General features: G+C 72.9%; 18 protein-coding genes and 1 pseudogene. 7 read left to right on the top strand and 12 right to left on the bottom strand.

Features of this window, described 5'->3' with window-relative positions:
- Positions 1 to 11: 11 nt before the first annotated feature.
- The 5 genes from BGK67_RS30720 to BGK67_RS30700 form a co-directional block, all read right to left on the bottom strand.
- On the bottom strand, positions 12 to 389 hold the full coding sequence (locus BGK67_RS30720) for a PRC-barrel domain-containing protein (RefSeq protein ID WP_069923124.1): 378 nt from the start codon (positions 387 to 389) through the stop codon (positions 12 to 14).
- Positions 390 to 516: 127 nt separating this feature from the next.
- Positions 517 to 1,494: a hydroxyacid dehydrogenase gene (locus BGK67_RS30715; RefSeq protein ID WP_069924235.1), complete on the bottom strand. Its 978-nt coding sequence runs from the start codon at positions 1,492 to 1,494 to the stop codon at positions 517 to 519.
- Positions 1,495 to 1,568: 74 nt separating this feature from the next.
- A complete protein-coding gene (locus BGK67_RS30710) occupies positions 1,569 to 2,501 on the bottom strand; it encodes a carbohydrate ABC transporter permease (protein ID WP_069923123.1) in 933 nt (310 codons plus the stop codon).
- Positions 2,498 to 3,427, bottom strand: a complete 930-nt coding sequence (locus BGK67_RS30705) for a carbohydrate ABC transporter permease (RefSeq protein ID WP_244291362.1) — start codon at positions 3,425 to 3,427, stop codon at positions 2,498 to 2,500. Before BGK67_RS30705 ends, BGK67_RS30710 begins: the two co-directional genes overlap by 4 nt.
- A gap of 116 nt (positions 3,428 to 3,543) precedes the next feature.
- Positions 3,544 to 4,863 carry an ABC transporter substrate-binding protein gene (locus BGK67_RS30700; RefSeq protein ID WP_069923122.1) on the bottom strand — a complete coding sequence of 440 codons (1,320 nt, stop codon included), beginning with the start codon at positions 4,861 to 4,863 and terminating at the stop codon, positions 3,544 to 3,546.
- 310 nt (positions 4,864 to 5,173) lie between these two features.
- Between BGK67_RS30700 and BGK67_RS30695 the strand changes: the two genes are divergently transcribed.
- Positions 5,174 to 5,677, top strand: a complete 504-nt coding sequence (locus BGK67_RS30695; protein ID WP_069923121.1) for a hypothetical protein — start codon at positions 5,174 to 5,176, stop codon at positions 5,675 to 5,677.
- A 160-nt stretch (positions 5,678 to 5,837) separates the two neighbouring features.
- Complete coding sequence (locus BGK67_RS30690) at positions 5,838 to 7,121, top strand: hypothetical protein (RefSeq protein WP_079154464.1); 1,284 nt, start codon at positions 5,838 to 5,840, stop codon at positions 7,119 to 7,121.
- Between the two features lie 70 nt (positions 7,122 to 7,191).
- On the opposite strand, the gene BGK67_RS30685 is transcribed toward BGK67_RS30690, so the two are convergent.
- The gene (locus BGK67_RS30685) at positions 7,192 to 7,485 is read right to left on the bottom strand and encodes a hypothetical protein (RefSeq protein WP_069923120.1); all 294 of its coding nucleotides are present in this window, start codon (positions 7,483 to 7,485) and stop codon (positions 7,192 to 7,194) included.
- 333 nt (positions 7,486 to 7,818) lie between these two features.
- Complete coding sequence (locus BGK67_RS30680; RefSeq protein ID WP_069924232.1) at positions 7,819 to 8,229, bottom strand: rodlin; 411 nt, start codon at positions 8,227 to 8,229, stop codon at positions 7,819 to 7,821.
- A gap of 122 nt (positions 8,230 to 8,351) precedes the next feature.
- On the opposite strand from BGK67_RS30680, the gene BGK67_RS30675 reads away from it, so the two are divergent.
- Complete coding sequence (locus tag BGK67_RS30675; protein WP_069923119.1) at positions 8,352 to 9,851, top strand: AMP-binding protein; 1,500 nt, start codon at positions 8,352 to 8,354, stop codon at positions 9,849 to 9,851.
- Positions 9,852 to 9,938: 87 nt separating this feature from the next.
- On the opposite strand, the gene BGK67_RS30670 is transcribed toward BGK67_RS30675, so the two are convergent.
- Entirely contained in the window at positions 9,939 to 10,118 is a 180-nt protein-coding gene (locus tag BGK67_RS30670; protein ID WP_069923118.1) for a hypothetical protein, read from the bottom strand.
- Positions 10,119 to 10,188: 70 nt separating this feature from the next.
- The gene (locus BGK67_RS30665; RefSeq protein ID WP_069923117.1) at positions 10,189 to 10,611 is read right to left on the bottom strand and encodes a YciI family protein; all 423 of its coding nucleotides are present in this window, start codon (positions 10,609 to 10,611) and stop codon (positions 10,189 to 10,191) included.
- A 127-nt stretch (positions 10,612 to 10,738) separates the two neighbouring features.
- Between BGK67_RS30665 and BGK67_RS30660 the strand changes: the two genes are divergently transcribed.
- Entirely contained in the window at positions 10,739 to 11,170 is a 432-nt protein-coding gene (locus BGK67_RS30660) for a GNAT family N-acetyltransferase (RefSeq protein ID WP_069923116.1), read from the top strand.
- A gap of 148 nt (positions 11,171 to 11,318) precedes the next feature.
- Positions 11,319 to 12,050, top strand: a complete 732-nt coding sequence (locus tag BGK67_RS30655; RefSeq protein ID WP_069923115.1) for a hypothetical protein — start codon at positions 11,319 to 11,321, stop codon at positions 12,048 to 12,050.
- On the opposite strand, the gene BGK67_RS30650 is transcribed toward BGK67_RS30655, so the two are convergent.
- Positions 12,040 to 12,696, bottom strand: a complete 657-nt coding sequence (locus BGK67_RS30650) for a lysophospholipid acyltransferase family protein (protein ID WP_069923114.1) — start codon at positions 12,694 to 12,696, stop codon at positions 12,040 to 12,042. The genes BGK67_RS30655 and BGK67_RS30650 overlap by 11 nt on opposite strands.
- A gap of 173 nt (positions 12,697 to 12,869) precedes the next feature.
- Here BGK67_RS30650 and BGK67_RS41270 point away from each other — a divergent pair.
- A pseudogene (locus tag BGK67_RS41270) lies at positions 12,870 to 13,178 on the top strand (discoidin domain-containing protein); the annotation flags it as partial.
- 141 nt (positions 13,179 to 13,319) lie between these two features.
- The gene (locus BGK67_RS40310) at positions 13,320 to 15,920 is read left to right on the top strand and encodes a D-alanyl-D-alanine carboxypeptidase (protein ID WP_244291361.1); all 2,601 of its coding nucleotides are present in this window, start codon (positions 13,320 to 13,322) and stop codon (positions 15,918 to 15,920) included.
- A gap of 122 nt (positions 15,921 to 16,042) precedes the next feature.
- Here the strand turns inward: BGK67_RS40310 and BGK67_RS30640 are convergent, their stop codons facing one another.
- Together BGK67_RS30640 and BGK67_RS30635 are read right to left on the bottom strand one after the other, a co-directional pair.
- On the bottom strand, positions 16,043 to 16,837 hold the full coding sequence (locus tag BGK67_RS30640; RefSeq protein WP_069923113.1) for a hypothetical protein: 795 nt from the start codon (positions 16,835 to 16,837) through the stop codon (positions 16,043 to 16,045).
- Complete coding sequence (locus BGK67_RS30635) at positions 16,837 to 18,114, bottom strand: VWA domain-containing protein (RefSeq protein ID WP_069923112.1); 1,278 nt, start codon at positions 18,112 to 18,114, stop codon at positions 16,837 to 16,839. Before BGK67_RS30635 ends, BGK67_RS30640 begins: the two co-directional genes overlap by 1 nt.
- Positions 18,115 to 18,156: the final 42 nt, after the last annotated feature.

Below are 18,156 nucleotides of genomic sequence, written 5' to 3'. Positions count from 1 at the left end.
ACCCGGCCCCCTCAGACGCGGTGCCCGCCGAACGGGCCGCCGTACGGGCCCACGTCCCAGAAGGTGACCAGCGCCTCGCGGTAGGCCGGGTCGCCGAGGTGCCGCTCACGGAGGAACTCCGGGGCGGCCTTGATCTGCTGCCTGGTCCCGTCCACATGGACGGTCCGGGTCTCCGGGTCGACGCGGGTCACCACGCCCGCCGGGACGAGGATCTCCCTGCCGAAGATCCACACCCCGGTGTCGACCAGTAGATAGGCGTCGCCGGCCTCGTCGTTGTGCTGGTCGACCTTGCCGATGCGGCCGTCCGTCGCCTCGACCGTGTAGCCCGTCAGGTCGGTGCCCGCCACATGGCCCGAGGCAGGCCGGAAACTCCACACATGCTCCGTCACGCGAACCAGCTCCTCCGGTGGGGCGCACGGCGGGCCCGCCCCGCCGCACGGACTCACCTGCCCGGTGGGCGACGGGACAACCGCCCCCCGCGGCACGGTGCCGGACGCTCCCGGCCGCAGCCCTGGGTCATGCCGAGCGCAGCAGCTCGTCCGGGCCGACTCCGTGGGCGAAGGGGCGGCCCTGTGCGTAGTGTTCCACCTCGTCGATCGCCCAGTGCGCCATACGGGTCAGCTCGTTGCCGAGCGAGCCCGCGATGTGCGGGGTGAGGAGCACGTTGGGCAGGGTGTAGAGGGGCGAGCCGGCGGGCGGCTCTTCGGGGTCGGTGACGTCGATGACGGCGTGGATGCGGCCGGTCCGCAGCTCGGCTACGAGGGCGTCGGTGTCGACGAGGGAGCCCCGGGCGGTGTTGACGAGGGTGGCGCCGTCGGCGAGCCGGCCGAGCAGCTCCGCGTCGAACATGCGGCGGGTCTCCGGGAGTTGGGGGGCGTGGATCGAGACCACGTGGCTTCGCGAGACGAGTTCGGCGAGCGGGAGCGGACTCACGCCGAGGGCGGCGGCCTCCGCCGGGTCCACGTACGGGTCGTACAGCAGCACGTCGAGGTCGAAGGGGCGCAGCAGTTCGATGACGCGGCGGCCGATGCGGGAGGCGCCGACGATGCCCACGGTGCGCCGGTAGTTGCCGTGTCCGGCGAAGTACGGGAGGAGTTCGTACGCGCCCTGCTCGCGGCGGTAGCGCCGGGCGCTCTCCAGGACCCTCTTGTTCGCGAAGAGGATGGCGGCGAGGGTGAACTCGGCGACGGGCTGGGCGTTGGCCTGCGCGGCGGAGGAGACGGTGATGCCCCGCTCCCAGACGGCCGGGGTGATGTGGTGTTTGACGGACCCGGCGGCGTGGACGACGGCCTTGAGCGCGGGCAGCCGCCGCAGTGCCTCCTCGTCGAGGACCGGGCAGCCCCAGTGGGTGAAGAGGATCTCGGCGCGGGCGAGCAGCTCCGGGTCGGCGGCCCGGTAGTCGGTGACGAGCACGGCGGGGTCGGTGTCCGCGACGCGGGGCAGCCGCTCCAGCGCGGCGGCCCCGAGGAGCGTGCGGTGGATGGCGGCGCCCATCGCGAGCACGGTGCGCGGGGGTGCGGCGGCGGCCGGCTGTCCCGGGCGCTGTACGGGCGCGGTGGTGGTCACGGTCACTTCACCGCGCCCGCGGTCAGGCCGGAGCGCCAGAAGCGCTGGAGGCAGAGGAAGGCCACGGCGAGCGGCAGGACGGAGACCAGGGAGCCGGTGATGAGCAGGGCGTATTGGTCGGGGTACTGGGTGAGGGTGGCGTTCCAGTTGAACAGGCCGAGTCCCACGGGGTAGAGCTCGTGGTCGTTGAGCATGACCAGCGGCAGGAAGAAGCTGTTCCAGCTGCCGGTGAAGGAGAACAGGAAGACGGTGACGAAGGCGGGAGCGAGCATCGGCAGGGCGACGGAGCCGAAGATGCGCAGTTCGCCGGCGCCGTCCATGCGCGCGGCCTCAAGGGTCTCGCCGGGGACGTAGCCCTCGGCGAAGATCCGGGAGAGGTAGACGCCGAAGGGGCTGACCAGGCCGGGGATCAGGATGGCCCAGTAGCTGTTGACGATGCCGACCTTGGAGGCGAGCAGATACATGGGCAGGGAGATGACGGTGGCGGGGACCAGCAGGCCGAGGAGGATGAAGCCGTACAGCTTCTCCTTGCCCCGGAAGTCGTACTTGTCGAAGGCGTAGCCCGCGCCGAGGCTCAGCAGGGTCGAGGCGAGGGACCCGAGGACGGAGTAGACGAAGCTGTTGAGCAGCCAGCGCCCGAAGATGCCGTCGTTGTACGTGAAGAGGTCACCGAGGTTGGCGAACAGGCTGAAGTCGCCGAGGGTGAAGCCGGGCCTGCCGAAGAGGTCCGCGTTGTTCTTGGTCGCGGCGAACAACAGCCAGGTGAGCGGCATCAGGGTGTAGAGGGCGATCAGCACGAGGATGCCGTTGACCGCGGCCTTCGAGGCGAGGATCCGGCCGCCGGTGCGCGGGCGGCGGGGCGGGTGCGGGGGGCGGCGGCGCGGGGCGCCGTCGGGCGCGGGGTGCGTGGTCTTGTCCGCGGTGAGGGTGCTCATGCTTCCTTCCACCGGTTTCCGAGCCTGGTGACGACAAAGGACAGCAGGGCGCCGAGCAGGGCCAGGATGAGCGAGGCCGCGGCGGCGATCCCGTAGTCGTGCTTGGAGAAGGCGGCCTGGTAGATGAACATCGTCGGGGACCACTCGGGCGACAGGCCGGTGGCGTCGTAGCGGAAGGTCTCCGGCTCGGTGAACAGCTGGATGGCGCCGATGCAGGTGAAGAGGGTGGTGAGGACCACCGAGGAGCGGATCATGGGGAGTTTGACAGACAGGGCGGTGCGGAGGGCACCGGAGCCGTCGACGATCGCGGCCTCCAGGGTCTCGCGCGGGATCGCCTGCAGGGCCGCGTAGAAGATCACCATGTTGTAGCCGATCCACTGCCAGGCGGTGGCGTTGGCCATCGAGAACAGGATGGCGTCGTCGCCGAAGAAGTCGACCCGGGTGCCGGCCCAGTCGAGGAACTGGTGGATGGGGCTGAGGCCCGGGGTGTAGAGGAACACCCAGATGATGGCGGCGATCAGTCCGGGCACCGCGTGCGGCAGGAAGGCGGCGAGCTGGAAGAACCGCTTGGCCCGGGCCAGGGTCGAGTCGATGAGCAGGGCGAGGACCAGCGCCCCGCCGATCATGACGGGGATGTAGACCGCGCAGTAGGCGGCGATGTGCAGGAAGCCCTTCTGCAGGGCGGGGGCGGTCAGCGCCCGGACGTAGTTGTCGATGCCGCTGAAGAAGGTCCGCGTTCCGCCGAACCCGAGGCCGGAGGACTGCTCCCGGAAGAGGCTGAGGTAGGCGGCATACCCGATGGGGACGACCATGACGGCGAGGAAGAGCAGGACGAACGGTCCGATGAGCAGGGCGGCGGCGGTGCGTTGACCGCGCCGGCCGCGGCCTGGGCGCCGCGTGCTGCTGGGGGCGAACGGTGCTGTCACCGGGGCACCTCCGGGGCGGGTGAGGACGGACGGGGAGCGGGTGGGCGGGGCCGGAGCGGGGGCCCGGTGGCGCGCGGCGCGGTGCGGGCGCGTGCCGGGCCCGGCCGCCCGGCCTGCTACTTCGCGAGCTTCAGACCGCGGTCGTTGATCAGCTTCTGGGCCGCGGCCTGCGCCGTGTCGAAGGCGGGCGCGAAGTTGCCGTCCTGGGCCTTGGCGAGGGCGGCGACGAGTTCGACCGAGGTGGCGTTGTGGACCGGGCTCCAGATCCAGCCGGTGGCGATGTTCGGGACCTGCTCGGCGGCGGTGGCGTAGATGTCCTGGCCGCCGTAGAACCTGGTGTCGAAGGAGGCCTTGGCCGTCTCGCGCAGCGCCGCGTCGGCGGGCATGGCGCTGGAGGTGCCCAGGCTGAGCCGGGCCTTGACGGCCTCGGGGCTGGTGGTGGCCCACTTGACGAACTCGGCGGCGGCCTCCGCCTTCTTGCTGTCCTTGATGACGGCGAAGGAGGAGCCGCCCACCATGCCGATCTTCCCGTCACCCCAGCCCGGAAGGGCGACGGAGGCCCACTTGCCCTCCTGCTTGGCCTGCTCGGTCTTCAGGCTGCCCGCGCTCCAGGATGCGCCGAGGCGGGTGTACACCTTGTTCTCGGCGGCCGCCTTGGTCGACTCCGGGCTCCACGCCTTGTGGTTGAAGACCAGGTCGTTCTTGACCAGGTCGCCCCAGTACGCGGCCACCTTCTTGGTGGCGGCGTCGTTGATGCTCACCTTCCACGCGTCGCCCTCGGTGCCGTACCACTTGGCACCGGCCTGCTGGGCCAGGCCCGCCCAGGTCGCCGCCTCGTCGCCCCAGAACGAGGTGATGCGCGCCTCGGGGTCGGCCTTCTTGACCTCCTCGGCGGCGGTTCTGAACTCCGCCCAGGTCGTGGGGACGGCGATCTTGTGCTGTTCGAAGAGGTCCTTGCGGTAGTAGAGCATCTGGGGGCCCACGTCGAAGGGCGCGGCCCACTGCTTGCCGCCGAGGGTGACGAGGGCCTGCACCTGTTCCGGCTGCTTCTTGACGGTGGGTCCGAGGAGCTTGGAGGAGTCGGCGAGCAGTCCCTGCGTGACGAGGTCGGGGATGGCCTGGTACTCGATGTTCATGACGTCGGGGCCGTTTCCGGCCTTCACGCCGGCGGCGAGCTTGTCGTAGCCGCCGGACTGGCCCGCGGGCACCTCGGCGAACTTGACCTTGATGGTGTCGTGGCTCGCGTTGAAGGCCTCGGCCGTCTGCTTCGTGCCCGGCATCCAGGACCAGTAGGTGATCTCCACGGGCTGGGCGGCGGTGCCGCCGGCGGCCTTGCCGGAACCGTCGCCGTCGCCGCAGGCGGTGGCCAGAAGCCCGAGGGCGGTGAGGGTCGCGGTGGCGGCGGCTATGCGGAACGGACGTGAAGTGCGCGACATGGCACGGCTCCTACGGGGCCTCGTACGGAAGGGGTGGGGTGAACGGGCACCATCGTTTGGGCGAAACCGATCGCCGTCAAGGGTGAACGCACATAACAATCGAATAGACGGGCCGATTTCGCGAGTTATCGATCGAGACGTTCAATACGCTCACCCCCAAGGGCGAGAGGCGGCTTCAAGCCAGTCCTTGAGCTGCACCTGACAATTCAAGGTCCCTGTGCCACTCTCCCTGACGCACTCCCGCACGCACTCCCGCGAGGCCTCCGGGCCCTCGCATCACCCCCACAAGGACGTGGCAAGGAGGAGCGACATGAGGCACATCCCCACGCTCACAGGACTCGCCGCACTGGCGATCGCGGCGACCGTCGCGGGCACTTCGGCCGCCATCGCGGCGGGTCCCACCGTCGACCAGAAGGTGGACGGGGTCATCGTGGTCGCCGGCAGCACCTGCACCTGGACCAACGCGAGCACCAGCGCCGTCCCGCCGAGCGCCCTCGCCGTCGACCGCACCACGATCAACGCACCCGGCGGCAACCTCGCCTGCAGCGGCGGCATCACCGCCACCCTCAACAACAACCCCGCCTTCACCTTCGACGACGCCGGCGCCGTGGCGAGGACGGACGCCATCGACATCACGGGCAGGCAGAGCTTCATCTCCTGCCGGTACAAGGCGACGAATCTCGTGTGGGACAGGAACGGAACCACCCGGAAGTACACCAACAGGGCCTTCACGGCGACCAAGACCTCGGGCAGCTTCCTGTGTCCGGGGTCGGTCGCCACCCCGGCCGGGGACGCCTCCATGCTGTTCCACTGAGCACCGGCCCCGTCGGGCCCGGCCTCCTCCGGCGCACGTGCCGCAGGAGGCCGGGCCTTCCCCGTGCCGGGATCGGCCATGAGTGCTCGTCAGCCACCGCGCCCGAGCCGGGTGATCGGGGTTTGCGCCGCCACGAACCGAAGACCTACATTCTCGGCACATGACCATGTCACGCAGGACGATCATCAGGGGACTCGCGGCCGCGCCGTTCGTCGCGGCCGCCGGCACCGCCCTCGCCCCCGCCACGGCCGAGGCGGCCACCATCACGCCCGGCCAGTTCACGCTCGCCGAGCGCACCTCGAACTCGTCCGGGCAGTTCGCCGAGCACATCGCGGGCCTGGCCCGGATCCTGCCCCGCGCACAGGTCACCGATGTGCTGGCCGTCGCCAACCGCGAGGCGACCCGCCTCTCCTCGGCCCCCGCGGGGGTCGGCGGCTTCTCGCACGGCTTCACCTGGAACCCGGGCGACCAGGACGCGGTCGAGTGGATCCCGCAGGGCATCACCACCAGCGCCGACGCGCTCGGCGCCGGCCTGTGGCCCGCGGGGGGCAAGCGGGTGGTGATGGTCTCCTGGTACTTCGAGGCCGACCCCGACGACAACGGTGTCGACGACTTCCCGCTCGACAAGGGCATCCGCGTCAGCTTCGTCGACCACACCTCGGCCGCCGCTCCCGTCTACCGGCACGTGCTGCTGGTGGAGCCGGTGCGCGGCGCCGGCGGCACCTTCACCTACGAGCCGGTCCGCAAGCACGCCGGCGGCATCATGTGGTACGGAAACCGGCTGTACGTCGTGGACACCTACAAGGGCCTGCGGGTCTTCGACCTGGACAGCATCCTCGAGGTCAGCACCGGCCGCCCGGACGCCTGCGGGCGCCAGTCCGACGGCAGTTACCACGCCTACGACTACCGTTTCGTCCTCCCGCAGTGCGCCGCCTACGACAACACGGGCACGCTGCTGCGCTTCTCGGCGATCGGCCTCGACCGCGCCTCCAGTCCGGACAGCCTCACCGTGAGCGAGTACGCGACGAGCCTGACCAGTCCCGTGGTGGACTACTCCGGGGACGGGTGGAACGGCAACGGAAGGACGGTGGCCCTGCCCAAGGTCGTCCGCTGGCCGCTCGACTACACGACCCGGGGGCTCGCCTCCACCACGGCCACGGAGGCCATCACGGTCAAGCAGGGCAAGATCCAGGGCGTGGTCTCGCGCAAGACCAGGCACTACCTGTCGGCGAGCGACGGCCCGAGCTCCAACGGCAGCCTGCGGACCGTCACCTCGGGCACCGACGTGCCCTCCACGGTGGTCCGCCTCGGCAAGGGTTGCGAGGACCTCAGCTTCCACAGCGCCGACGCCGCCGACTGGGCCTACCGCGAGTCCGTGATCTGGAACCTGAGCGAGTACGCGGGCCGGCGCGATGTCTACGCGGTGTTCGCCGACGGCTCCTGACAGGGCCCGCCGCCCGGGGCGCGGCGGCAGGGCCCGGACCGGCGGTGAACGCCCCCTGCGCCGGCCGGGCCTACCGCCGCCGGCCCGCCGCGCCCTTCCCCGTCTCCGGGGCGATGAGGGCCGTCATGCCGGGGTCCAGCTCCGATCCGTCCACCAACACGGCCTCGACCGTGCGGGTGGCCGGGTCGATGTCGGCCTCCATCCCCTCGCCGACGTACCGCGGGTAGCCGGAGGCGCCCGTCTTGCCGGTCGCCTCGACCACCGCCGATCGCAGGGGGTGGTCCGCCCGGGGGGCTGCTCCGCTCCGGTTCTTGACGTGCTCGGGTACCAACAGGATCTCGAAGCGCTGCGGCTCGGTGGTCATGTCCCGACGCTAGACACCGGCGCTCCGGGCATGCAAGAACCCGCCGCCTCCGAGGGGAGCACGGCGGGCAAATGTCACGAGGTCGGCTCTGTGAGCGGCTCCCGCGGCTGCCCCTGCCGGCCCCCCTTCTGACCGGGTCTCGGACCGGCCCCTGACGTCAGAGAGCCTCTCGCCCGGCCGACGAGAGGCTCTGTGACGTGAGGACCGGTGCCCGTCCCGGCGGCCTCGGGGCCGCCGTACGCCTGCGGGAGGGTCGGATCCGGGTGGAACAAGCCGGGGCCCCGTGGGCACTCGCGCGGGCGTCGGAGGCCCCGGCTCGCAGAGGGAACCGGGTCAGCTGCCGGCCGAGAGGTTGCCCGACAGGACCGGGATGTTGCTGAGGATGTGCGAGAGCGGCTCGTCACCCTTGGCCTGGGTGGAGTTCTCGGTGCACTGCTGGTTCATCGGGTTGGACAGGACGTTGATGTCCTGGACGCCGACGTTGATCAGCCCCACCAGCGACTGGGCGTTGACCTTGGCGGGCAGGCCGATGCAGGGCTTGTTCAGGGTGCCCTGGACCAGGCCGAGCTGCGGGCTCAGGTCGCCGTGGGTCTTCTGGTTGCCGTAGACCTGCGAAGCACCGTTGCCGTTCACGGTGTTGACGCCGTTGTCGTTGCCGATGGCCATGGCCGGGGCGGCGACCGCGGCGCCCGCGCCGACGAGGGAAGCGGTGGCGGCGGCGGTGGCCATAATCTTCTTGATCATCATTGGTCCTTCTGTTGCACGAGTGCACGATGGTGAGCGCCTTGATCAACGCGTCGCCGCACCGCTGGTTGCGGGAGTTCACCCGATCAGCCCCCTGACGGGGGCGGAGAGGCAGGTGGCCGATGGTGGCCGCACGGTACGTCACGGAACTGACAGGGGCATGGGAGCGGTACGCGGACCGCCCCGCGATCGGCACCGGGCCCGCGCTCATGTCGTACGCGGACGTACGCGAGCACACCTACCGGCTGGCCGGGGTGCTCGCGGAGACCGGGGTCGGGCGCGGATCCGGGCTCGCCTGTGTGGCCGGGCAGAACCGGTCCGAGGTCCTGCTGGTACGGCTGGCCGCGCACGTCCTGGGCGCGCGGCTGACCCAGGTGGTCGCCGGGCCGGCGCTGTACGGACTGGAGTTCATCCTGCGCGACTGCCGCCCGGACCTCGTGCTGCACGACACCCCCGTGCCCGACACGGGCGCGCCCCGGCTGGGGCTGGACGAGCTGCTGCGACGCGCCGCCGGCCGCGAGCCCGTGCCGGTGGACGTACGGGCGCGGGAGGACGACGTGGCCCGGGTGACGTACACGGGCGGTACGACGGGCCTGCCCAAGGGGGTGGCCTCCACCTTCCGCGCGATGGCCGCGCGCACCACCGCACGGGCGGCCGACCCCGACCGGGCGGACCCCGTCTACCTGTCGGTCACCTCGCTGGCCCAGCGGTCCGGAGGGCGGTCCCTGGAACAGCTGCGGGCCGGGGGCCGGGTGGAGGTCCTCGCCCCGTTCACGCCTCGGGACTTCGCCGCGGCCTGCCGGCGGCTGGGGCGGGTGTCGACGTACCTGACGACCTCGATGGTGTACCGGCTGCTGGACGATCCCGTGACGGCCGCGGGCGTGCCGGGGCTGGAAGCGGTCTCGTACGGGGATTCACCCATCCTGCCCGCGCGGCTGCGGGAGGCGGTGACCCGCTGGGGCGGCCGGTGGCAGCAGGGCTACGGCATGAACGAGGCGGCGGTGATCAGCCGCCTCACCCCGGCGGACCACGCCGCGGCGGTGGCCGGCCGGCCGGAGCTGCTGGCCTCCGTGGGGCGGCCCGTGGCCGGGGTGCGGGTCGAGGTGCGCGACAAGGACGGCGTCGCGGTGCCCCCGGGGACGACGGGCGAGGTGTGGATGCGGTCGGGGGCCATGATGGCCGGCTACTGGGGACGGCCCGATCTGACGGCGTCGGCGCTGCGCGACGGATGGCTGCGGACCGGGGACCTCGGCCACCTCGGCGACGACGGCTACCTGTACCTCGACGACCGGGTCCAGGACGTGGTGATGGTGGACGGGGACAACGTGTACTGCGTACCGGTGGAGGCCGCGATGGCCCGGCATCCCGCCGTGGGCGAGGCCGCGGTGGTGGGCCGGCACAGCGATGTCACCGGTGAGGAGGTGTGCGCCTTCCTGGTGCCGGCGCCGGGGTGCACGCCCGGCGCCGGAATCGCGGACGAGGCCTGCGACCTGGTGGAGGAGGCGCTGTCCCCGGCGCACCGCCCGACCGCCGTGTTCTGGGAACGGGCGATCCCGCGGACCCCGCGCGGCAAGCCGGACAAGCGGCGGCTGCGGGAACGCGCTGCGGGTGCGGGCGGCTAGTGCTGTGACCGGGAAGGCTTGCCGGCCACAGCACTAGATGGCGCGGAATGCCGGAGCGGCGGCCTGGCCGGCCGCACGCGGCCTCGGCTACGCGGCGGGCACGACCGACGCGCGTATCGCCGCGGCCCACTCCGCCAGCAGCATGGCGTGCCGCACGCGCTCGCTGTCGGTCAGGCGGCCTTCGGCTCGGGCGAAGAGGCCGCGGATATCGGCGTTGATCTCGGCGAGGGGGCGCTCGGGGGCCGGGTGGTCATCGGTCGGGCTCACTGGATCAAGACTAGGCGGTACCACTGACAGCGGTGACCACCATCCGGCATGCGGACGGCACAGTCCGTGATCAGGACCCGTCCCCCTGCACCGGGGCCTCGCCCACCGGGTGGACGACGACGGGATAGTTCGGCGCGCCCTCGGGGATCGGGCAGGCGTAGGCGCGGGCGGCGATCTCGGCCGCCCGGTCGAAGTCGGCGACATCGACGACCCAGTACCCGGCGAGCACCGCGCTGGTCTCCCCGTACGGCACGTCGGACACGTGCGGTGCGCCGTCGGCCCCGGCGGTCACCAGGCGGGCCTGGCGGGGTTCGGCGAGCCCCTGGGCGTCGACCCACTCGCCCGCCGCGACCAGCTCCGCGTTCAGCGCTTCCATGTGCTCGACCATCGCCTTGAGGTCGGCCGGCGACCAGGCCGGACCGTCGCCGCCCGGCCGGCCCGCCATGGCGTCGTAGTCGGCCTGCTTGCCCAGGAGCATCAGCATGTACTTCATGGGGGTGCCGTTCCTTCCGCCCGCTGACAGCGGTCCCTCCCATTCCGACATATCGGCGGGAGCGGCGCCAGACGGCACTCCGCCCCGGGCTCCTCCAGTACGGCCGGTCCCGCTTAGGCTGGGGCCCATGAAGATCATCGACCTGGAGCCCGGCGACCCGCGGCTGACCGACGACCTGCTCCCCGTGCTGCTCGAGCTGCGCCCCCACCTCACCGAGGACCTGTTCCGCTCGATCCTCGCGGAGGGCCAGAGCCAGGGGCTGCGGTTCACCGCGGCCTACGACGAGGACGGCGTGTGCGTCGGCGCGGCGGCCTGGCGGATCGTCGCGAACACCTACCTGGTCCGCAAGCTGTACGTCGACGACCTGGTCACCGCCGCCACCGCCCGCTCCAACGGCGTGGGCCACGCGCTGCTCGCACACCTCGAGGGCCATGCCAGGGCCGCCGACTGCACCGCGCTCACCTTGGACTCCGGCACCCAGCGCACCGACGCGCACCGCTTCTACTTCCGCGAGCGGATGGCCGTGACCGCCTTCAGCTTCGAGAAGCCCCTCACCTGAGCGGTGGGGCGACGGGCGGAGGCGACGGGGGCGGGGGCCGCGGCGGCGTGACCGAACCGTCTCCGCTCCGATGCCCGACCGGCCTCGTCGGCGCGGCGCGCGCTTGTTAGGTTCCTCCCTCAGCTCACCCCGAGGAGAACCGATTCCCATGCCCCCATCCGCCGAACGCCGCCGGGCCCTGACCGCCGCGGCCGCGGCCGCCGTGCTGCTGGCGAGCATGACCGGCCTGGCCGGATGCGGGGACAAGGACGCCGGGACCCCGGCGGCGTCCCTCTCCGGCTCCCCCACCGCTCCGGCATCGGCGACGGCGACTCCGGACCCCTCCGCCCCGACCTCCCCCTCCGCCTCGGCCTCCCCATCGGTCCCCGTGTCCCCGTCCCCTTCCGCGTCCCCCCCCCCGGCCACGACGCCCGCCACGCAGCCGCCGGCCGCCCCGACCCGGCTGCGGGCCTCGGTCGGCACCCGGGGCGGCGGGCTCGCCCTCGTACGCGGCGGCGCGGCGCAGGAGTTCACCGTGACCCTGCGGAACGGGAACTCCGCCGAGTACCGGCATCTGCTGGTCGCCTTCCAGATGGAGTCCCTCGTGGGCGAACCGGGCGACCGGCCGGGCAGCGGACCGGGCTTCCTGCTGGAGCGCTTCGACCCGGCGTCGGGCACCTGGCGCCCGGCCGCCTTGCGTGTCGCCAACGACCACTTGCCCGCCTCGATGGCCACCGGCGGCGGCCCGCTCGCCCGCGAGGCCGTACGCGTCGAGCGCTACCGGCTGCGGGCGACCGCCGGCGGCCCCACGGGCAGCAGCCCGCTGATGGTGTCCCTCATCGACACCGACGCCGACCGGGAGGCCGGGGCCCGGGTGGTCCTGGCGCACATCACGCGCTGACGGACTCCCCGAGCCTGAGCGCCGCGGTGCGCCAGGCGACGGTGACCGCCTCGCGGGCCCGCTCCGTCGCCTCGGGCACCCGGTCGGGGAGGCGGAGCGGCGAGCCGATGTGCACGTGCAGGCCCGGCCGGCGCAGCGGGGCGGTCAGCGCTCCCGCGAGCTGCTTGACGCGGCCGCCCGAACACAGCCGGCGCGCACCGGCCTGGCCCACGGGCACGACCGGGGCGCCGGTCGCCGCGGCGAGCCGTGCCAGGCCGCTGCGGAAGGGCCCCGGAGCGGACTCGCCCGCGTCGCGGCGGCCGGGCAGGCCGCCTTCCCCGTAGAGCAGCACGCTGCGGCCCGCGGCGAGGGCGGCGGCCGCCGCGTCGAGGGAGTCGGCGGCCCGCCGGGTGCCGCGGTGGACGGCGATGTGGCCTTCGCGCCGCAGGGCGGCCCCGAGCAGCGGCACCCGCCACAGGCCGCCGGTGGCCAGGATGACCGGCTCGATCCCGTACCGGCGGAGCGCGGCGACGACCACCGCGGGATCGGCGAGGGAGGTGTGGTTGGCGACGAGGATGCTGCCCGCGGCGGGCCGCGCCCCGGGGTCGGCGCTGACCGTCAGGGTTCCGAAGGCGGGTACGACGGCGGCGGCGAATCGGCTGAGCATGGACGACCCCGTTCGGAGTGGTGCGGTGGTGGTGTGCTCCATCGTCGGCGGCCCTCGCGGCACGGTCATGAGTAGCGGTACTCACCCGGCGTAGGCGGTGGGCGTCCGCATCCCCACGCACCTCGACACAGCCCTATTGCGCTACTGCACCGATCTTTTGCGTTCAGACCGGCACGTACCGGGAGAGTGCCAACCACGCCTTCCCACAGTCCCTGACCGTGGACTTCGGCGCCGAGCGTACGGTGGGCCGGCTGGTCCTCGGGCTCCCTGCCGCGTGGGGCGCCCGCACCCAGACCGTCTCGGTGCTCGGCTCCACCGACGGGAGCGCTTGTCCACGCCGAAGGCAGCGGCCTCGTCGCCGTCCCCCTGCCGGCGGCGGGGTCCGCCATCTGCGCCTCACGTTCTCGGGCAACACGGGCTGGCCCGCGGGGCGACTGCCCGAACCGGAGGCGTACTCCTCGCAAAAGGCCCATCGAATATGACCAAACGGTCACAGCCTCGGGCCGGTGGAACGCGCCGGGACCTGCGGGCATCTAGCACATCGGCGCGGCTCCACGGAGGGCCGCGCCGGTCGTGTTGGCAAGACCGGCGGCAGCCGGGTACGAGGGCAAGGCGGGGCTGGGATGAAGGCGACAACGGCGGCGGGCGGTTCCCCGGACAATCCGGAAGCCGAGGAGACGAACCCCCTGGCCTCGAACCCCGTCCCGCCCGAAACCGCCCCCGAGGCCGAGGCCGAGGCCGACGACACGGTCGGGGCGCAGGCGGGGGCCGAGCCTGCACCCCAGGCCAAGGCCGGGGCTGAAGGCGAAGCCGAGGCATCGTCACAGCCCAAGGGTGAGCCGCCGAGCGAACCCGACGCACAGGCCGAAGCGAAGACGGCAGCCGAGGCCGCAGACCCCAAAGCAGGCCCGGGCGCTGCGAAGAGCGAGCCCGAGGGCCGGGCCGAGCCCCAGAACACCAGGGACCCCCGCACCCCCGCAGCCCGTGAGCCGGAGGCACAGCCCGAGGCCGGGCCCAAGGCCAAGCCCGTATCCGCGAGCGGACCGAAGGCTGAATCCGTAGCCAAGGCGACGCCCGAAGCCCCGGGCAACGCCGGCAAGCCCGCGACCGAGACCGAGACCGAGACCGAAGGCACCGAGAGCTCCGACACACTCCGGCCCAAGTCCACCACCGAAGCCAAGCCGGTGGCCGCACCGAGACCCGAAGCGGACCCCGAAGCCAAGCCCGAAGGCTCAGACAACGCGGACAGACGCGGGGCCGAGCCCAAGCCCGAAGCCAAGACCGCGAGCCCAGGCAGCTCCGGCACCCCCGCACCCAAGACCGGGCCCGGCGCCGAGCCCGACGCCGCACCTCGGTCGGACGACAAGACCATGACCGTGCGGCGGCCCCGGACCGGGCCCGCCAAGGCCGCCGGCCCGGGCAACTCCGGCACCCCCGCCGCCAAGACCCGGCCCGACGCCGAGCCCGACGCCGCACCTCGGTCGGACGACAAGACCATGACCGTGCGGCGGCCCGAGGGCTGGCCCAAGGCGAAGCCCGCGACCGGAGCCCCGGCCAACACCGGCAAGCCCGCGGCCACGCCCCGGCTCGATGGCACGACCGAAGCCAAGGCCCAAAGCCCGGGCAGCCCCGGGAGCGACGCCAAGGCCGACGGCTCGGGCGGCTCGGGCGCGCCCGAGGCCGGGGCCTCGTCCGGGAGGCCCGGGGCGGGGATCGCCGACGGGTCCCGGCGGGTGCCCTCCTGGGCGCAGGGTCAAGGGGAGGCCCAGGCGCAGGGGCCGGGGGGCGAGAGCGACTCCGAGCGGACCAGCAAGTTCGTCGCGCTCAAGCCGTTGGACGCCTCGGCACCCGCCCCGGCACCCGCCCCGGCTCCGGCCGGGGCCACCCGCCCGACAACCCCCACGGCCCCCGCGGCCCCGCCGGCAACGCCCGCCGCCCCGCTCGAGCTGCTCGCCGAGCTCACCAACACCGCGCCCCCGCCGCAGACCCCGCGCCGCACTGCCCTGCGGCGCGTCAAGATCTGGACCCCGATCCTCCTGCTCCTCGTCGGCGGGGTCGCCGGCGGGCAGCTGCTGCGCCCGCTGCCCGCCCCGAAGATCGTCGCGGCCGAGACCGGCCACACCGTCGCCGGGCAGTTGTCCATCCCCTGGCCCGCCAAGGGCCAGGGCGCCATCCGCGTGCCCGGCTCCGGCGACATCGGCACGTTCGGCGAGCAGAAGCCCGTCCCGACCGCCAGCGTCGCGAAGGTGATGACCGCCTACGTCATCCTCAAGAACCACCCGCTGAAGAAGAACGAACCCGGCCCCTCGATCAAGATCGACGCGAAGACCGTGGCGGACGGCACCTCCGAGAACGAGTCCCGCATCGCCGGCCTCACCGCCGGCACCGAGTTCAGCCAGCAGGACATGCTGAAGATGCTGATGATCCCCTCCGGCAACAACGTGGCCCGCCTGCTGGCCCGCTGGGACACCGGCAGCGACTCGGAGGCGGCGTTCGTGGAGAAGATGAACGCGGCCGCCAGGGAACTCGGCATGGCGGACACGGTCTACACCGACCCCAGCGGCCTGGACGCCGGCACCGTCAGCACCGCCTCCGACCAGCTGAAGCTCGCCGAGGCCGTCATGCAGGACGAGGTGTTCCGCGCGATCGTGGCGATGCCGAACGCCCCGATCGAGGGGCTGAAGCAGCCGCTCGACAACAACAACGACCTGCTCAACTCCAGCATCAGGGGCATCAAGACCGGCTCCAGCACGCCCGCCGGCGGCGCCCTGATGTGGGCGGCGTACAAGTCGGTCGGCGACGAGACCCCGCTGGTCCTCGGCACGCTGATGGACCAGCGCGTCGACGGCCCGGACCCGAACGCCACGAAGAGCCTGAAGCTGGCCCTGGACAACAGCAAGAAGATCATCGAGGCGGTGCGGACGGCCCTCGCGTCGGCTCCGGTCGTCCGCAAGGGCGACACCGTCGGGTACGTCGACGACGGGCTCGGCGGCCGTACGCCGCTCGTGGCCGCCAAGGACCTCAACGTGGTCGGCGTGCCGGGCCAGCAGCTGAAGCTCGCCCTCGAGCCCGGCGCCTCGCCGCTGCCGCACACCGCCGAGGCGGGCGCCGAGGTCGCCGTCCTGACGGCGGGCGACGGCGAGGGTGCCAAGAGCGTTCCGGTGGCGGTCGGAAAGCAGCTCGCCGAGCCCTCGTTCGGGACCAGGCTCACCCGCCTCGGCTGATGCCCCCGCCGTCAGCCGCACCGGCACAGGTGAAACGGCGAAACGGGGAAACGGGGAACACGACGGACGGCCGGGCCCCGGGGCACCCCCGGGGCCCGGCCGTTGCCGCGCCGCCGCCCCGGTCAGGCGCGGGGCGGCACCCGGGACGGGCGGCCCGAGCCGCGCGTCAGGGAGTAGCCGAGGATGCCCGCGAGGGCGCCGAGCACCCCGCCCGCCGCGGTCCAGATCCAGCGGTCCGACCACCAGCCGCCGGACCAGCCGTCCTCGGGCTCGCGCAGCGAGCCGGTGACGGTGGCGGGGACCAGCGGAGTCGAGACGGCGCCGTCCACGGCGTAGGCTCCGCCGGCCTCGTGCACCGAGGCCTCGACGGCCGCGCGGATCGGCAGGCCGAGGTCCTCCTCCGGGACGTCGACGACGGTCAGGCGTACGTAGTAGCTGCCCGGCAGCGGGTCGTTGGCCCACTGCTCGGCTCCGGCGCGGACCGTGCGCAGGGTGCAGGACAGTTCCACCGTGGCGGCTTCCGGGGCCGCGGCCCGGGTCTGCGTGCCGTAGGCGCACGCCTGGCGGCGGCGCAGTCCGTCGTAGACGTCGAGCTGCCAGGTCGAGGCGCCGTGCCGGCTCTTCGCCTCGGGGAGGGTGACGGCGGCCTGCACGGTCAGCCGCTGCTGCGCGTCGACGGGGACGACCCAGTAGAGGTAGTCGCCGGTGGACGCGTCGGCCGTGGCCTTCTGCCCCGGGCGGAACGCCGCCGCGGTCCGGAAGCCGGTGCCCGCCTCGGTCGGCGCGGCCTCCTGCCCGGCGGACGTGGAGCGGGTGCTGGGGCTCGCCGAGGGGGTGTCGGCCAGGGCCGTTCCCGTCACCGTGAGGGCGGCGGCCGCGGCCAGCATGCCGGCGGTCAGGGTGCGTACGGTACGCATCAGTTGGTCCTCCAGACGGAGATGCGCCAGCGCGAGATCCAGCCCCACACCACACCGGCGGCCAGCCCGACGAGGGCCAGGACGGCCAGCAGCCACCAGCCGCGGCCGAGCCCGAAGGCGGCTGCGTCGGACGCCTCGTCGGGACCGTCCACCACGTCGATGGTCAGTTCGACGGGCATGCCGGGGGTGGTCTTGACGGAGGCGGGGGCGGAGAAGGAGTTGCTGACCTGGAGGCAGACGGTCTCCGCGGCCGCCTCGGCGTCGTCGTCGGTTCCGTCCGCCTCGGCCTTCGGATAGCGCAGGCCGGCGGACAGGACGTCGGTGCGGCCGTCGCCCGCCTCCGAGCCCCGTACGATCTCGCGGCCGTGCACGGTGGTGGCGCGCAGCAGGACGCCGTAGTCGTTGTCGACGGCGCGGTCGGCGGCGATGCTCACCGAGGCGCGCAGCTCCTGGCCGGGGCGGACGTCGACCCGGTACCAGCGGTGTTCTCCGAAGGTCTCGCGGTCGCTGTAGAGGCCGGGCTTCAGCTGGGGGGCGTTCGCGCACTGCTTCGCGCCCTCGGTGGCCACGGGGTTGACGACCGGTTCGGCCGCCCGGTCGACGAGCTGTTTCACCCTGCTGGAGAGTTCGGCGGTGTGCTGCACCGAGGTGTACGTCCCGCCGGTGGCCTCGGCGATGCAGGTGAGCTGGGCGCGGATCTTGGCGTCCGGGACCAGGCCAAGGGTGTCGATGACCAGGTGGATGCCCTTGGCGGCGATGTCGCGGGCGACTTCGCACGGGTCGAGCGGGGCGCAGGTGTCCTCGCCGTCGGTGATGAGCACGATCCGCTTGGTGCCCTCTCCGCCGTCGAGGTCCTGGGCGGCGGCGAGCAGGGCGGGGCCGATCGGCGTCCAGCCGGTGGGGGCGAGCGTCGCGACGGCGGTCTTGGCCTCGGTCCGGTTCAGCGGGCCCACCGGGTACAGCTGCTGGGTGTCCTTGCAGCCGAGGGCCTTGTCCTCACCGGGGTAGGTGGCGCCCAAGGTGCGTATGCCGAGCCGTACTTCGTCGGGTACCGAGTCGATGACCTCGTTGAAGGCCTGCTTCGCGGCGGCCATCCTGGACTGGCCGTCGATGTCGTTGGCCCGCATGGAGCCGCTGACGTCGAGGACGAGGTCGACCTTCGGGGGTTCCTTCGCCGTCGGCCCGTCGGCGGCGGTGGCGCTCGCCGGGAAGAGCCCGACGGCCAGGGCGGCGAGCAGTCCGCACGCCCGGGCCGCAAGCCGTTTTCTTGTGATCATCGCCGGATCGTATTGAGGATCTTCCGGCATTCCAAAACGGCC

Origin of the sequence: Streptomyces subrutilus (assembly GCF_001746425.1) — a bacterium.
GTDB classification, from domain to species: Bacteria; Actinomycetota; Actinomycetes; order Streptomycetales; family Streptomycetaceae; genus Streptomyces; species Streptomyces subrutilus_A.
This window is presented reverse-complemented; position numbering and strand designations above follow the sequence as displayed.

Coding starts and splice junctions, on each gene's coding strand:
- BGK67_RS30715 (WP_069924235.1), bottom strand. CDS start 1,494: ATGGGCGCCGCCATCCACCGCACGCTCCTCGGGGCCGCCGCGCTGGAG.
- BGK67_RS30710 (WP_069923123.1), bottom strand. CDS start 2,501: ATGAGCACCCTCACCGCGGACAAGACCACGCACCCCGCGCCCGACGGC.
- BGK67_RS30700 (WP_069923122.1), bottom strand. CDS start 4,863: ATGTCGCGCACTTCACGTCCGTTCCGCATAGCCGCCGCCACCGCGACC.
- BGK67_RS30695 (WP_069923121.1), top strand. CDS start 5,174: ATGAGGCACATCCCCACGCTCACAGGACTCGCCGCACTGGCGATCGCG.
- BGK67_RS30690 (WP_079154464.1), top strand. CDS start 5,838: ATGACCATGTCACGCAGGACGATCATCAGGGGACTCGCGGCCGCGCCG.
- BGK67_RS30685 (WP_069923120.1), bottom strand. CDS start 7,485: ATGACCACCGAGCCGCAGCGCTTCGAGATCCTGTTGGTACCCGAGCAC.
- BGK67_RS30680 (WP_069924232.1), bottom strand. CDS start 8,229: ATGATCAAGAAGATTATGGCCACCGCCGCCGCCACCGCTTCCCTCGTC.
- BGK67_RS30675 (WP_069923119.1), top strand. CDS start 8,352: ATGGTGGCCGCACGGTACGTCACGGAACTGACAGGGGCATGGGAGCGG.
- BGK67_RS30665 (WP_069923117.1), bottom strand. CDS start 10,611: ATGAAGTACATGCTGATGCTCCTGGGCAAGCAGGCCGACTACGACGCC.
- BGK67_RS30660 (WP_069923116.1), top strand. CDS start 10,739: ATGAAGATCATCGACCTGGAGCCCGGCGACCCGCGGCTGACCGACGAC.
- BGK67_RS30655 (WP_069923115.1), top strand. CDS start 11,319: ATGCCCCCATCCGCCGAACGCCGCCGGGCCCTGACCGCCGCGGCCGCG.
- BGK67_RS30650 (WP_069923114.1), bottom strand. CDS start 12,696: ATGCTCAGCCGATTCGCCGCCGCCGTCGTACCCGCCTTCGGAACCCTG.
- BGK67_RS40310 (WP_244291361.1), top strand. CDS start 13,320: ATGAAGGCGACAACGGCGGCGGGCGGTTCCCCGGACAATCCGGAAGCC.
- BGK67_RS30640 (WP_069923113.1), bottom strand. CDS start 16,837: ATGCGTACCGTACGCACCCTGACCGCCGGCATGCTGGCCGCGGCCGCC.
- BGK67_RS30635 (WP_069923112.1), bottom strand. CDS start 18,114: ATGATCACAAGAAAACGGCTTGCGGCCCGGGCGTGCGGACTGCTCGCC.